A 14,136-nucleotide genomic window follows, 5' to 3' on the forward strand; every position below is an offset into this window, starting at 1 on the left:
ATACGACCAAGTAGGAGATGTAATTTCCATGACAGACGCACTCAAGCGCCTCTCCGAAGAAGGCGTCGCGATCTGGCTGGACGACCTGTCGCGCAAGCGGATCACGTCCGGCAACCTCGCCGAGCTGATCGACCAGCAGCACGTCGTGGGCGTCACGACCAACCCCTCGATCTTCCAGAAGGCCATCTCGCAGGGCGACGGTTACGACCAGCAGCTCTCCGACCTCGCGGCCCGTGAGGTCACCGTCGAGGAAGCCATCCGGATGATCACGACGGCGGACGTCCGTGACGCCGCCGACATCCTGCGCCCCGTCTTCGACGCGACGGGCGGCCAGGACGGCCGTGTGTCGATCGAGGTCGACCCGCGCCTGGCGCACAACACCAAGGCGACGACCGCCGAGGCCAAGCAGCTCGCCTGGCTGGTGGACCGGCCGAACGCGCTCATCAAGATCCCGGCCACCGAGGCGGGCATCCCGGCGATCACCGAGGTCATCGGCCTCGGCATCAGCGTCAACGTCACGCTGATCTTCTCGCTCGAGCGCTACCGCATGGTCATGGACGCGTACCTGGCAGGCCTGGAGAAGGCCAAGGAGCGCGGCCTGGACCTCTCGAAGATCCACTCGGTGGCGTCCTTCTTCGTGTCCCGCGTGGACACCGAGATCGACAAGCGCCTGGACGGCATCGGCACGGACGAGGCCAAGTCCCTCAAGGGCAAGGCCGCGCTCGCCAACGCCCGTCTCGCCTACGAGGCGTACGAGGAGGTCTTCTCCTCCGACCGCTTCGCCGCGCTCGACAAGGCGCAGGCCAACAAGCAGCGTCCGCTGTGGGCCTCGACCGGCGTGAAGGACCCGGCGTACAAGGACACCCTGTACGTCGACGACCTGGTCGCGCCCAACACGGTGAACACCATGCCGGAGGCGACCCTGGAGGCCACCGCCGACCACGGTTCGATCACCGGAAACACCATCGCGGGCACCTACGACCAGGCTCGGTCGGAGATCGCCGCGGTGGAGAAGCTCGGCATCTCGTACGACGAGGTCGTGCAGCTGCTCGAGGAGGAGGGTGTCGACAAGTTCGAGGCCTCCTGGACCGACCTGCTCAAGTCGACCGAGGCCGAGCTCAAGCGCCTCGCTCCTTCGAAGGGCTGACCCACTTTGTCAAGCAGCAATCCGCTGCGTGACGCCGCAGACCGACGGCTCCCGCGTATCGCGGGGCCGTCGGGCCTGGTCATTTTTGGCGTCACGGGCGATTTGTCCCGTAAAAAGTTGATGCCCGCCGTCTACGACCTCGCCAACCGGGGTCTCCTGCCGCCGGGCTTCTCGCTCATCGGCTTCGCCCGCCGCGACTGGGAGGACGAGGACTTCGCCCAGGTCGTCCACGACGCGGTCAAGCAGCACGCGCGTACGCCGTTCCGCGAGGAGGTCTGGCAGCAGCTCATCCAGGGGATGCGCTTCGTCCAGGGCAACTTCGACGACGACGAGGCGTTCGAGCAGCTCAAGGCCACCATCCAGGAGCTGGACAAGGCCCAGGGCACGGGCGGCAACTTCGCCTTCTACCTCTCGGTGCCCCCGAAGTTCTTCCCGCAGGTCGTCCAGCAGCTCAAGAAGCACGACCTCGCCGACGCGCCCCAGGGTGCCTGGCGCCGCGCCGTCATCGAGAAGCCGTTCGGCCACGACCTGACCTCGGCCCGCGAGCTGAACGCGATCGTGCACGAGGTGTTCGATCCGGACCAGGTGTTCCGGATCGACCACTACCTCGGCAAGGAGACCGTCCAGAACATCCTGGCGCTGCGCTTCGCCAACCAGATGTTCGAGCCGATCTGGAACCGGTCGTACGTGGACCACATCCAGATCACGATGGCCGAGGACATCGGCATCGGCGGCCGCGCCGGCTACTACGACGGCATCGGCGCCGCCCGTGACGTCATCCAGAACCACCTGCTCCAGCTCATGGCGCTGACCGCGATGGAGGAGCCCGCCTCCTTCGAGGCGGACGCCCTGGTCGCCGAGAAGGCGAAGGTCCTCGGCGCCGTGCGGCTGCCCAAGAACCTGGGCGAGAGCACGGTCCGCGGCCAGTACGCCGCCGGGTGGCAGGGCGGCGAGAAGGCCGTCGGCTACCTCCAGGAAGAGGGCATCGACCCCAAGTCGAAGACCGACACCTACGCGGCCGTCAAGCTGGAGGTGGACAACCGCCGCTGGGCGGGCGTGCCCTTCTACCTGCGTACGGGCAAGCGCCTGGGCCGCCGCGTCACCGAGATCGCGGTCGTCTTCCAGCGCGCGCCCCACTCCCCCTTCGACCACACCGCGACCGAGGAGCTCGGGCACAACGCGATCGTCATCCGCGTCCAGCCCGACGAGGGCATCACGGTCCGCTTCGGCTCCAAGGTGCCCGGCACCTCCATGGAGATCCGGGACGTCTCGATGGACTTCGCGTACGGCGAGTCCTTCACCGAGTCGAGCCCGGAGGCGTACGAGCGCCTGATCCTGGACGTCCTGCTCGGCGACGCCAACCTCTTCCCGCGCACGGAGGAGGTCGAGCTGTCCTGGAACATCCTCGACCCGATCGAGCAGTACTGGGACAAGCACGGCAAGCCCGCGCAGTACCCGGCAGGCACCTGGGGCCCGACCGAGGCGGACGAAATGCTCGCACGAGACGGACGGAGCTGGCGTCGGCCATGAAGATCGACCTTACGGACACCACGTCCAGCAAGATCAACAAGGCGCTCGTGCAGGGCCGCAGGGCGATCGGCACACCGGCCGTCGGCATGGTCCTCACCCTCGTCATCGTCACCGACGAGGAGAACGCCTACGACTCACTGAAGGCGGCCAACGACGCGTCCCGCGAGCACCCCTCGCGGACCCTCGTGGTCATCAAGCGCGCCGCGCGCTCGCCCCGGGACCGCACCACCTCGCGCCTGGACGCCGAGGTCCGCGTCGGCGTCGAGGCGGGCACCGGCGAGACGGTGGTCCTGCGGCTGTACGGCGAGGTCATCGACCACGCCCAGTCGGTGGTGCTCCCGCTGCTGCTCCCCGACGCCCCCGTGGTCGTCTGGTGGCCGGTGAACGCCCCGCTGGACCCCGCCAACGACCCGCTCGGCGCCCTCGCCCAGCGGCGCGTCACGGACACGTACGCGGCCGAGGAGCCGATCGCGGAGCTGACCGCGCGCGCCGAGGCCTACCACCCCGGCGACACCGACCTGTCGTGGACCCGCATCACCCCGTGGCGCTCGATGCTGGCCGCGGCCCTGGACCAGATCGCCTGCAAGGTGCAGTCGGTGCAGGTGGACGGCGAGGAGTTCAACCCGAGCTGTGAGCTGCTCGCCATGTGGCTCGCGGACCGCCTCGACGTACCCGTGAAGCGCGCGCTCTCGCCGGGCCCCGGCCTGACCGGGGTGCGGATGGAGACCGACTGCGGTCCCATCGTGCTCGACCGGGCCGACGGCTCCCTCGCCACGCTCCACATCGAGGGCCAGCCCAACCGCGCGGTGGCGCTCAAGCGCCGCGAGACGGCGGAGCTGATCGCCGAGGAGCTGCGCCGCCTCGACCCGGACGACACCTACGCGTCGGCCCTGAAGTACGGCGTCGAGCGCCTGGGCAAGCCGTCGGAACCGGTCACGGAGACCGCCCCCGACAGGGGCGCGGAGCAGGGCGGCGGCGACGAGGCGGCCGGGGCCAAGAAGACGCCGGCCAAGAAGGCACCCGCGAAGAAGGCGGCCGCCAAGTGACCGCGGCGCCTCAACTGGTCGTCCACCGCGACAAGGAACTGATGGCGCAGGCCGCCGCGGCCCGCCTCATCACGACAGTCGTCGACGCGCAGTCCGCCAAGGGCCACGCGTCGGTGGTCCTCACCGGCGGCCGCAACGGCAACGGCCTGCTCGCGGCCCTCGGCACCTCCCCCGCGCGGGACGCGGTCGACTGGTCGCGGCTCGACCTGTGGTGGGGCGACGAGCGGTTCCTGCCGGACGGCGACCCGGAGCGCAACTACACCCAGGCGCGCGAGGCCCTGCTCGACGCGGTGCCCCTCAACCCGGCCCGCGTCCACCCGATGCCGGCGTCGGACGGTCCCTACGAGGCGGACGCAGCGGCCGAGATCTACGCCGCGGAGCTCGCCGCCGCGGCGGGCCCCGAGGACCACGGCTCGGTGCCGGCCTTCGACGTCCTGATGCTCGGCGTCGGCCCCGACACGCACGTCGCCTCGCTCTTCCCCGAGCTCCCGGCGGTGCGTGAGACGGAGCGCATGGTCGTCGGCGTGCACGACGCGCCGAAGCCGCCGCCGACCCGTATCTCGCTCACGCTCCCGGCAATCCGGGCCGCGCGCGAGGTGTGGCTGCTCGCCGCGGGCGAGGACAAGGCAGAGGCCGCGGCCATCGCCCTGTCGGGGGCCGACGAGGTGCGGGCCCCCGCGGCCGGCGCCCGCGGCAGCTCCCGCACCCTGTGGCTGCTCGACGAGGCGGCTGCCTCGAAGCTGCCCGCCGGGCTGTACTAGCCGATACGCGAAGAGGGCCCCGCACCGTCCGGTGCGGGGCCCTCAGGCGTTGGCGAAGGTGGCGCGGCGGTAGCTGCTGCCGTCCTGTTCGCGGACGAGGAGGCCGTCGGTGACGCAGTACCGCCGGAGCGCGGCGGTGTCGTCGTGCACCGTACGGAAGGCGTCGTTGACCTCGCCCTCGCTGTAGGCGCGGTCGGTGTCGAAGAGGGTGTCCGTGAGGTGGACCAGGAGCTCGTGGCGCACCACGGGGCGCACGGGGATGGCGGTCAGGCGGCCGTGCGAGAAGAAGCCGGTCAGCCGGCGCGGCACGCCGGGGTGGGTGTCCACCGGTCCGGGCACCCGCCGGAAGACGGCGGGGTCGGCCCGCAGCGACCCGTCGGACTGCCGCTCCACGAGCCCGGCGGAGAGGAGCCGTCCCAGATGCTTGCGGGCGGTGGCGGAGTCCGCCTCGCGCGGCGGCAGGTCGTCCAGGACGATGCGCGCGTACAGCCTCAGTCTCTCGGGGTCGGCGAGCGCGGCGTGCAGCTGGTCCATGCGGGGGTCCCTCCCGGCGGGTGACAGAGCTGAAGCAGTGTCACCCGCCGGGCCGGACGCCCGCATCCCATTAACACCTGGTGAGACTCAACGGCCGCGCAGTGTGCGGTACTTGGCGACCAGGGCCGTGGTCGAGCCGTCCAGGTCCGGCACCTCGGCGCCCTCGGTCAGCGCGGGCTCGACGCGCTTGGCGAGGACCTTGCCGAGCTCGACGCCCCACTGGTCGAAGGAGTCGATGTCCCACACGGCGCCCTGGACGAAGACCTTGTGTTCGTAGAGCGCGATGAGCTGGCCGAGGACCGAGGGGGTCAGCTCCTTGGCGAGGATCGTCGTGGTCGGGTGGTTGCCCTTGAACGTCTTGTGCGGGACCAGTTCATCGGCGACGCCCTCGGCGCGCACCTCCTCGGGCGTCTTGCCGAACGCCAGCGCCTGGGTCTGCGCGAAGAAGTTGGCCATCAGCAGGTCGTGCTGGGCGGCCAGGCCGGGGGCCAGGTCCGCGACCGGCTCGGCGAAGCCGATGAAGTCCGCGGGGATCAGCTTCGTGCCCTGGTGGATGAGCTGGTAGTAGGCGTGCTGTCCGTTGGTGCCCGGGGTGCCCCAGACGACCGGGCCCGTCTGCCAGTCGACCTCCTTGCCGTCCCGCCCGACGTACTTGCCGTTCGACTCCATGTCGAGCTGCTGGAGGTACGCGGTGAACTTGGAGAGGTAGTGCGAGTACGGCAGGACCGCGTGCGACTGCGCGTCGTGGAAGTTGCCGTACCAGATGCCCAACAGGCCCAGCAGGAGCGGCACGTTGGACTCGGGGGGCGCCGCGCGGAAGTGCTTGTCGACGAGGTGGAAACCGTCGAGCATCTCGCGGAAGCGGTCGGGGCCGATGGCGATCATCAGCGAGAGGCCGATGGCCGAGTCGAAGGAGTAGCGCCCGCCGACCCAGTCCCAGAACTCGAACATGTTGTCCGTGTCGATGCCGAAGTCGGAGACCTTCCCGGCGTTGGTCGACAGGGCCACGAAGTGCTTGGCGACGGCTTCCGGCGAGGCCTTCAGCTCGGTGAGCAGCCAGTCGCGCGCGGAGGTGGCGTTGGTGATCGTCTCGATGGTGGTGAACGTCTTCGAGGCGATGATGAAGAGCGTCTCCGCGGCGTCCAGGTCCCGCACGGCCTCGTGCAGGTCGGCGCCGTCCACGTTCGACACGAAGCGGACGGTGAGGCCGCGGTCGGTGAAGGAGCGCAGCGCCTCGTACGCCATCGCGGGGCCGAGGTCGGAGCCGCCGATGCCGACGTTGACGATGTTCTTGATGCGCTTGCCGGTGTGACCGGTCCACTCCCCCGAGCGGATCTTCTCCGAGAAGGCGCTCATCCGGTCGAGGACGGCGTGCACCTCGGGCACCACGTTGTCGCCGTCGACCCGGACGACCGTGTCGCTCGGCGAGCGCAGCGCGGTGTGCAGGACGGCGCGGTCCTCGGTGGTGTTGATCTTCTCGCCGCGGAACATGGCGTCCCGCAGCCCGAAGACGTCCGTGGCGGCGGCGAGCTCGCGCAGCAGGCGCAGCGTCTCGTCGGTGACGAGGTGCTTGGAGTAGTCGATGTGCAGGTCGCCGACCTGGAGCGTGTACGACGTGCCGCGCGCCGGATCGGCGGCGAACAGGTCACGCAGCTGCACCTCCCCGAGCTGCTCGCGGTGGGCGGCGAGCGCCGCCCACTCGGGCGTCTGATTGAGCCTGGCGCGGCTTTCTGCGTTCATCTCGGACTTCAGCCTTCTCTCGTACCCACGTACGTACCTTGCCCCGCTGCACTTCCCAACTTAATCGATCAGCGGTCGGTATGAGATATCTGAAGACGTCTGTCCGCACACGTACCGAAACAGGAAACCGGCCGGACACCTTCTCGGTGTCCGGCCGGTAGCCAAGTCTCAGATCTCGCCCCGCAGTTTGGCGAGTGCCTCCGCGAGGATCGCCTCGCCGTCCGCGTCGCTGCGCCGCTCACGCACATACGCCAGATGCGTCTTGTACGGCTCGGTGCGCGGCGGGTCCGGCGGGTTGTCCCGGTCCTGGCCCGCCGGGAAGCCGCAGCGGGGGCAGTCCCACGTGTCGGGGACCTGCGCGTCGCTCGCGAAGCTGGGCTGTGTCTCGTGTCCGTTGGAGCACCAGAAGGAGATGCGCAGTCGCGGCGCGGACTCACCGCGCTCGGCCTCGCCCATCGGCCCCGCCCCGACCCGACTTCCACGGATCGCGTTGCCACTTGCCACGGTCGTAACTCCCTGCGTGATGGTGCTGCTGCGGGCGCCTCAGTTTACGTAAGGCCCAACGCGCGTCCAGTGTGCGGAGTTACACCCCCACCCCGGACGCAAGCCCCATGATAAGCCGCGCAGGCGGGCGTGCACCGGACAAGCGACCAGTGGCTGGCGTCAGTTGTTCGCCTTCATCAGCAGACCCAGCGCGACAATGCACGCGAACCACAGCAGACCGACCACGACCGTGATGCGGTCGAGGTTGCGCTCGGCGACGGAGGAGCCGCCGACGGAGGACTGCATGCCGCCACCGAACATGTCGGAGAGACCGCCGCCCTTGCCCTTGTGCATCAGCACCAGCAACATCATCAGAGCGCTGAAGACGATCAGGGCGATCGAGAACCCCATAACCACGGCTGGACCAACTTCCTCGGATCTGAATCGACTCTGTATCGACGACGGGGGCCGGGCCTCGGATCACGAGGCGGCCCGGCCCCCGCAAGGGTACGACGTATTGCCGCTACCGCATACTCACTGCTCGCCGAAGCGGACGATCTTGACGAACTCCTCGGGGTCCAGCGCGGCGCCGCCCACCAGCGCGCCGTCGACGTCGGCCTGCGCCATGATCTCCGCGACGTTCTTCGCCTTGACGGAGCCGCCGTACTGGATGCGCACCTTGTCGGCGAGCTCCTGCGAGTACAGCTCGGCGAGACGGCCGCGGATCGCGCCGCAGACCTCCTGCGCGTCCTCGGGGGTGGCGACCTCGCCGGTGCCGATCGCCCAGACGGGCTCGTAGGCGATGACGATGTTCTCGGCCTGCTCGGCGGGGATGTCCTTCAGGCCGCCGTCGAGCTGGGTCAGCGTGTACTGGACCTGCTGACCGGCCTTGCGGATGTCCAGGCCCTCGCCGACGCAGAGGATCGGGGTCAGGCCGTGCTTGAACGCGGCCTTCACCTTGGCGTTGCAGATCTGGTCGGTCTCGTCGTGGTACTGGCGGCGCTCGGAGTGGCCCACGGCGACGTAGGTGCACTTCAGCTTGGCCAGCATCGGGCCCGAGATCTCGCCGGTGTAGGCGCCGGAGTCCTGCGCCGAGATGTCCTGGGCACCGTACTTGATCTTGAGCTTGTCGCCGTCGACCAGCGTCTGCACGGAGCGCAGATCGGTGAAGGGCGGCAGGACGGCGACCTCGCAGGCCTCGTAGTCCTTGTCCGCCAGGGCGAAGGCGAGCTTCTGCACGTGGGCGATGGCCTCGAGGTGGTTGAGGTTCATCTTCCAGTTGCCCGCCATCAGCGGAGTGCGCGTAGTCATCAGGTGTCAGTTCTCCAGTGCCGCGAGGCCGGGGAGCGTCTTGCCCTCGAGGTACTCGAGGGAGGCGCCGCCACCGGTGGAAATGTGGCCGAATGCGTTCTCGTCGAAGCCCAGCGTGCGCACGGCCGCGGCGCTGTCGCCGCCGCCGACGACCGTGAAGGCCGGGGAGTCGAGGAGCGCCTGGGCGACCGCCTTGGTGCCCTCGGCGTAGTCGGGGTGCTCGAAGACGCCCATCGGGCCGTTCCAGAAGACGGTGGCCGTGTCGGAGAGCTTCGAGGCGTAGAGCTTACGGGTCTCGGGGCCGATGTCGAGACCCTCCTGGTCGGCCGGGATGGCGTCCGCGGCGACCGTCGTGGGGTTGGCCGGGGCCTTGGTCTTGAGGTCCGGGAACTCCGGCGAGACCAGCACGTCGACGGGGAGGACGAACTCGACGCCCTTGTCCTCGGCGCGCTTCAGGTACTCCTTCACCGCCGGGATCTGGTCCTCCTGGAGGAGGGAGATGCCGACCTCGTGACCCTGGGCCTTGAGGAAGGTGTACGCCATGCCGCCGCCGATGAGGATGCGGTCGGCCTTCTCCAGGAGGTGGTCGATCACGCCGAGCTTGTCGGAGACCTTGGCGCCGCCGAGTGCCACGGCGTAGGGCCGCTTGACGTCGTCGGTGAGCTTCTTCAGGACGCCGACCTCGGTGGCGATGAGGTAGCCGGCGTAGTGCGGCAGGCGGGCCGGCAGGTCGAAGACGGAGGCGTGCTTGCGGTGCACCGCGCCGAAGCCGTCGCCCACGTAGACATCGGCGAGGGCGGCGAGCTTGTCGGCGAACTCGCCGCGCTCCGCGTCGTCCTTGCTGGTCTCGCCCGCGTTGAAGCGGAGGTTCTCGATGACGGCGACCTGGCCCGGCTGGAGCCCGTCCACCGCGTCGTGCGCGGCCGGGCCGACGGTGTCCTGCGCGAAGGCGACCGGCGCGCCGAGGAGTTCGCCGAGCCGCTCGGCGGCGGGCAGCAGCGAGAAGGCGGGGTCCGGGGCGCCCTTGGGACGGCCCAGGTGAGAGGCCACGACGACCTTGGCGCCCGCGTCGGCGAGGGCCTTGACCGTCGGCAGGACGGCGCGGATGCGGCCGTCGTCGGTGATGGTGCCGTCGGCGAGCGGCACGTTGAGGTCGGCGCGGACGAAGACCCGCTTGCCTTCGACCCCTTCGGCGAGAAGTGCGTCGATCGTCTTCACTACTGGACTCCTTGGGAGGGCTGACACGCGACAGGGCCCGTCCGGCGCATCATTGCGCGGGACGAACCCTGTGCTCACATCGGGGTGCCTGCTCTGGCTGTTAGAGCTGGCCGCCGACGAAGACCGTGAGGTCGACCAGACGGTTGGAGTAGCCCCACTCGTTGTCGTACCAGCCGAGGATCTTCACCGACGTACCCTCCTGGACCATGGTCATCAGGGAGTCGAAGGTGCAGGAGGCCGGGTCGCTGACGATGTCCGAGGACACGATCGGGTCCTCGGTGTAGGTCAGGTAGCCCTTGAGGTCGCCATCGTCGGCGGCCTTCTTGAACGCGGCGTTGACCTCGTCCTTGGTGACCTCGCGGGAGACCTCGACGACCAGGTCGGTGGCCGAACCGGTCGGGACCGGGACGCGCATCGAGACGCCGTCGAGCTTGCCCTTGAGCTGCGGCAGGACCAGGGCGGTGGCCTTCGCGGCACCCGTCGTGGTGGGGATGATGTTCTCGGCGGCGGCACGCGCGCGACGCAGGTCCTTGTGCGGGAAGTCAAGGATGCGCTGGTCGTTGGTGTACGCGTGGATCGTCGTCATCAGGCCCTTGACGACGCCGAAGTTCTCGTCGAGAACCTTCGCCATCGGCGCCACACAGTTGGTGGTGCAGGACGCGTTGGAGATGACGTGGTGGTTCGCCGGGTCGTACTTGTCCTGGTTGACGCCCATCACGATGGTGATGTCCTCGTCCTTGGCCGGAGCCGAGATGAGGACCTTCTTGGCGCCGCCGGCGATGTGCTTCTCGGCGTCCGCCTTCTTCGTGAAGATGCCCGTGGACTCGATCACGATGTCGACGCCGAGGTCACCCCACGGGATGTCGGCGGGGTTGCGCTCGGACAGCACCTTGATGGTGTGGCCGTCGACGGTGATGGTGTCCTCGGTGTGCGACACCTCGGCCTTGAGGCGGCCCAGGATGGTGTCGTACTTCAGAAGGTGCGCGGTGGTCGCGGTGTCACCCAGGTCGTTGACAGCCACGACTTCGATGTCCGCACCCTGCTCGAGCAGCGCGCGGAAGTAGTTGCGACCGATGCGGCCAAAGCCGTTGATGCCTACGCGGATCGTCACGAAACCGATCTCCTCGTTGGTACGCCGGTTTTAGACGCCGGCGAGTTGTATGGGATGTCCCCGACCGCCTCCGACCCTACCTCTCCGAGGCCTCTGAAGTGACATTGAGAGAGGCCGTAAGCGGCACAAAGGCCCATACCCCCGAGTAGGGGTACGGGCCTCCGGGACCTTGGTCCCGATTACTGAGCGTCAGCCGCGCAGATGTGCCAGGGCAGCGCCCATAAGAGCGGCCCTTTCGGCGTTTCCGGGTACGTGCTCGAACCCGAAGCCGAGCAGCACGCTGTCACGCGCTGTGACGGCCGCGTGGGGCTGGTAGAGCTCCCCGGTGCGCGCCCAGTCGCCTGTGATATTGGGGCTCCCGGCCGGGGCCGGCGAGGTGGCCCAGGAGCCGAGCGAGGTCTCGAAGCCCTCGGTCTCCGTGGCGGTGCCGCCGACGACCAGCCGGGCGTCGTCGGCGAAGAGTCCGCGGCCGCCGCTGGAGGGGTCGGTGACGGCGCTCAGGGAGACCTCGACCTTCTTGCCCGCGTAGGGGCTCAGGTCGAAGGCGACGGGCTTGAAGCCGCTGGAGGACCCGGTGAAGCTGTTCCACTGCCCGCTCGTCCCGGAGGCCGTGCAGGCGTCGGCGCCCACGGTCAGGTAGTGGCGCAGGAACGGGTGGAGGTTGGCGAGGAACCCGGCCTCGCACTCGGCGGGCACGGCCGCGGAGGAGTTGCCGTTCTTGTCCGGCAGCGTGGTCCAGTCGTCGCCGCCGGCGGTGCGCGCTTCGAGCACCCCGTGGTCGTACCCGGCCTCCAGGTTCCAGTTGAGGGCGAACCGCAGCTCCGGGGCGTCGGCGGCCGTGACGCCGGTCAGGTCGAGGGTGCGGGTGAGCCGCTTGTAGTCCTGGTCGGCGTGGGTGGCGGAGGCCATGCCCTGGCCCTCGAAGGGCGCGTACGGGTTGGTGAGGCCGGGGTAGGAGCCGGCCGCGGCGCTCTTGAACCGCGGGAACTCCTTGGCGGGCAGGTTGTCGGAGGTGACGGTGAAGCGGCCCGCCTTGTCGAGGGGGTTGCCCTCGGCGGCGCCGAGCGGGGTCTTCGCCTTCGCGAGGGCGCCGGCGCCCTCGAAGCCGGTCACGCCGGGCGCGGAGAGCCGCTCGTAGGCGCCCAGGTAGTACTGCGCGAAGTCGTCGGAGCGTGCCTCGCCCAGGTCGACGGCGGCGCCGGTCCGCTCACCGGCCTCGACGAGCTTGCCGCCCTCGTTGAGGTAGGAGCGCAGGGCGAGCTGGGTGGGGGCGCCGGGGACGGGGTCGCCGGTGTAGTGGACGACCGCGGAGAAGTGCGACAGGACGCCGAGCGGGTGCGGGACCCCCTGCTTCGCGACGTCCCAGACGGCGGCGGTGCGGCCGTTGGCCTTCACGGCGTCGACGTACTTGCGCGTCTGGGCGGCCGGCGCGCCTTCCTCGGCGACGACGAGGACGCTCGCCTTCGGGCGTTCGGCGACGGTGTACGTGAAGTGCTCGCTGTGGGTGCGGCCCTTCTTGGCGCGGCCGGTGAACCACACCTCCACCTTGTCGCCCACGCGCGCGTCCTCGACCTCGGCGCGGTACTGGTCGAAGTAGAGGTTGTCCTCGCCGCCGTACGTCTCGCCGCCCTTCCAGGCCCTGAGGTCCTCGTCGTGGGTGCGGCCACCGTTGATCCGGTAGTTCAGTTCCTTGTCGCGCACCGACTTGCGGGCGGTGACGGCGACCTCCTGGTCGCCCCCGCGCGCGTACGACGTGGAGAAGGAGTCGGCGGTGAAGTCCGGGGCCTCGATGTCGGTGACGGAGACCGGCTGGTCGGGGTGGAGGGCCGTCTCGGCGACGGCGAGCGCGAACGGGACGTTCTTGGCGAACTCCTGCTGGATCAGCTTCTCGTCGTCGGGGAAGGTGAAGATGGACGCGCAGTCCTGGGGCTTCCAGGCGTCGTCGGGGTCGACGTTCGAGGCGGTCTGGCAGGTGGACATCTCCGGCGTGAACATCGCCATGCCGTTGATGTTGCCCGCGTGGCCGTCGGCCTCGCCGTTGGTGGTGTAGAGCTCGGAGGAGACCTGCGGGTGGTAGCCGGGGACCGCGGGCTTCTCCGGGGTGCCGTTCAGCGCCCGGTAGAGCACGTCGTCCGGGGTCGGCGTGGCGACCTGCCAGCCCACTCCGTAGAGGAGCAGTTCGGCCGCGGAGTGGTAGTTGATCCCGTACGTGAAGCCGATGCGCTTCTGGAAGCGGTCGATCGCCTTGGTCTCGGGCTCGGACATCGGGCCCGTGCCGCGGTAGGTCTCGGACGAGGGCTCGGGGGACGAGCCCTCGTTGTCGTAGCCCCACTTGTAGGCGAAGTTCCGGTTGAGGTCGACGCCGTCGCCCGGCGCGGTCTTGCCGTCGCCGTCGATGTCGCGCAGGTTCTTGCGCCACTGGCGCTCGCCGTCGGCGGCGTGCGTGTAGTCGTAGCCGTCGGGGTTGGCGGAGAGCACGAACCACAGCTCGGTGGAGTTCACGAGCTTGGTGATGCGCTTGTCCTTGCCGTAGCCGTCCACGTAGTGGTGCATCAGGCGGCGGGTCATCTCGGGGGTGATCCACTCGCGTGCGTGCTGGTTGGACATGTACAGCGTGGACGGCTTGGAGCCGTCCTTGGACTTCTTGGCGTTCTTGGAGAGCTTCAGGGCGAGGATGTCCTTGCCCTGAATCGTCTTGCCGATGGAGACGACCTTGGTGATGCCGGGGTTCTCCTGGCCGGTCCTGACGATCTCCTCCTTGAGGCCGCCCTTTCCGCTGTACGGGCGGTAGACGCCGTCCCCCGCGGCCTCGACGCGCTTCTCGGCGGCCGCCGAGATCTTGTGCTCGCTGAGCTCGACGCCCTGGCGCTCGACGGCCTTCGCCTGCCCCTCGGTCAGATAGACCTCGACGCGCTTCGTGCCCTTCTCGGAAGCCTCGCTCGCGAGTTCGTGGGCGTCCTGCCCGGCCTTCACGAGAATCGGTATCTGTTTCTCGGTGACCTCGGCCTGGTAGACCTTCACGGCCGCCGGGTCGTCGGCGTCCGGGATCTTGTCGGCTCCGCTCGCCTGGGCCTGTGGTGCGGCGGCGAGACCGCCTATGAGCAGTGCGCTCGCTGCGAGGATCGATCTCGCGCTCGCTCTTCGTCTCATGAGCCCCCCTTGCGGTTGTCCGGCACTGACGTGCCGGATGCCAGGCTCGTGACAGTGCATGATCATGTCAATACGGCGGGTAGAGGTGGGTGCCACGGGAAACGG

General features: G+C 69.2%; 12 protein-coding genes. 4 read left to right on the forward strand and 8 right to left on the reverse strand.

Annotated features, from left to right (window positions below):
- Nucleotides 1-28 precede the first annotated feature (28 nt).
- From tal to pgl, 4 genes are read left to right on the forward strand one after another with little or no spacing between them, the layout of a single operon-like run.
- The gene (gene tal, locus ACZ6JY_RS23105) at nucleotides 29-1,147 is read left to right on the forward strand and encodes a transaldolase (RefSeq protein ID WP_469198304.1); all 1,119 of its coding nucleotides are present in this window, start codon (nucleotides 29-31) and stop codon (nucleotides 1,145-1,147) included.
- Between the two features lie 6 nt (nucleotides 1,148-1,153).
- Complete coding sequence (zwf, locus tag ACZ6JY_RS23110; protein ID WP_469198306.1) at nucleotides 1,154-2,677, forward strand: glucose-6-phosphate dehydrogenase; 1,524 nt, start codon at nucleotides 1,154-1,156, stop codon at nucleotides 2,675-2,677.
- A complete protein-coding gene (opcA, locus tag ACZ6JY_RS23115) occupies nucleotides 2,674-3,723 on the forward strand; it encodes a glucose-6-phosphate dehydrogenase assembly protein OpcA (protein WP_469198308.1) in 1,050 nt (349 codons plus the stop codon). Before zwf ends, opcA begins: the two co-directional genes overlap by 4 nt.
- Nucleotides 3,720-4,484 (forward strand): 6-phosphogluconolactonase, encoded by a 765-nt coding sequence (gene pgl, locus ACZ6JY_RS23120; protein ID WP_469198310.1) that lies wholly within the window; start codon nucleotides 3,720-3,722, stop codon nucleotides 4,482-4,484. Before opcA ends, pgl begins: the two co-directional genes overlap by 4 nt.
- A 42-nt stretch (nucleotides 4,485-4,526) precedes the next feature.
- Here the strand turns inward: pgl and ACZ6JY_RS23125 are convergent, their stop codons facing one another.
- From ACZ6JY_RS23125 to ACZ6JY_RS23160, 8 genes are all read right to left on the reverse strand, one after another.
- Complete coding sequence (locus ACZ6JY_RS23125) at nucleotides 4,527-4,811, reverse strand: DUF2087 domain-containing protein (protein ID WP_469198773.1); 285 nt, start codon at nucleotides 4,809-4,811, stop codon at nucleotides 4,527-4,529.
- A 294-nt stretch (nucleotides 4,812-5,105) separates the two neighbouring features.
- Nucleotides 5,106-6,758: a glucose-6-phosphate isomerase gene (pgi, locus tag ACZ6JY_RS23130; protein ID WP_469198312.1), complete on the reverse strand. Its 1,653-nt coding sequence runs from the start codon at nucleotides 6,756-6,758 to the stop codon at nucleotides 5,106-5,108.
- A 168-nt stretch (nucleotides 6,759-6,926) separates the two neighbouring features.
- The gene (locus ACZ6JY_RS23135; protein ID WP_003957010.1) at nucleotides 6,927-7,262 is read right to left on the reverse strand and encodes an RNA polymerase-binding protein RbpA; all 336 of its coding nucleotides are present in this window, start codon (nucleotides 7,260-7,262) and stop codon (nucleotides 6,927-6,929) included.
- A gap of 159 nt (nucleotides 7,263-7,421) precedes the next feature.
- Nucleotides 7,422-7,652, reverse strand: a complete 231-nt coding sequence (secG, locus tag ACZ6JY_RS23140) for a preprotein translocase subunit SecG (RefSeq protein ID WP_030784160.1) — start codon at nucleotides 7,650-7,652, stop codon at nucleotides 7,422-7,424.
- A gap of 123 nt (nucleotides 7,653-7,775) precedes the next feature.
- Nucleotides 7,776-8,552, reverse strand: coding sequence for a triose-phosphate isomerase (gene tpiA / locus ACZ6JY_RS23145; RefSeq protein WP_469198314.1), 777 nt, complete (start codon nucleotides 8,550-8,552; stop codon nucleotides 7,776-7,778).
- Nucleotides 8,553-8,558: 6 nt separating this feature from the next.
- Nucleotides 8,559-9,770, reverse strand: a complete 1,212-nt coding sequence (locus ACZ6JY_RS23150) for a phosphoglycerate kinase (RefSeq protein ID WP_469198316.1) — start codon at nucleotides 9,768-9,770, stop codon at nucleotides 8,559-8,561.
- 100 nt (nucleotides 9,771-9,870) lie between these two features.
- Nucleotides 9,871-10,881: a type I glyceraldehyde-3-phosphate dehydrogenase gene (gene gap / locus ACZ6JY_RS23155; RefSeq protein ID WP_469198318.1), complete on the reverse strand. Its 1,011-nt coding sequence runs from the start codon at nucleotides 10,879-10,881 to the stop codon at nucleotides 9,871-9,873.
- Between the two features lie 189 nt (nucleotides 10,882-11,070).
- Entirely contained in the window at nucleotides 11,071-14,031 is a 2,961-nt protein-coding gene (locus tag ACZ6JY_RS23160; protein ID WP_469198320.1) for a M14 family metallopeptidase, read from the reverse strand.
- Nucleotides 14,032-14,136: the final 105 nt, after the last annotated feature.

The organism is Streptomyces sp. NPDC046335, assembly GCF_055587985.1.

Bases quoted from the DNA above. Each gene is read 5' to 3' on its own strand.
- tal (WP_469198304.1), top strand. From the start codon at position 29: ATGACAGACGCACTCAAGCGCCTCTCCGAAGAAGGCGTCGCGATCTGG.
- opcA (WP_469198308.1), top strand. From the start codon at position 2,674: ATGAAGATCGACCTTACGGACACCACGTCCAGCAAGATCAACAAGGCG.
- pgi (WP_469198312.1), bottom strand. From the start codon at position 6,758: ATGAACGCAGAAAGCCGCGCCAGGCTCAATCAGACGCCCGAGTGGGCG.
- secG (WP_030784160.1), bottom strand. From the start codon at position 7,652: ATGGGGTTCTCGATCGCCCTGATCGTCTTCAGCGCTCTGATGATGTTG.
- tpiA (WP_469198314.1), bottom strand. From the start codon at position 8,552: ATGACTACGCGCACTCCGCTGATGGCGGGCAACTGGAAGATGAACCTC.
- ACZ6JY_RS23160 (WP_469198320.1), bottom strand. From the start codon at position 14,031: ATGAGACGAAGAGCGAGCGCGAGATCGATCCTCGCAGCGAGCGCACTG.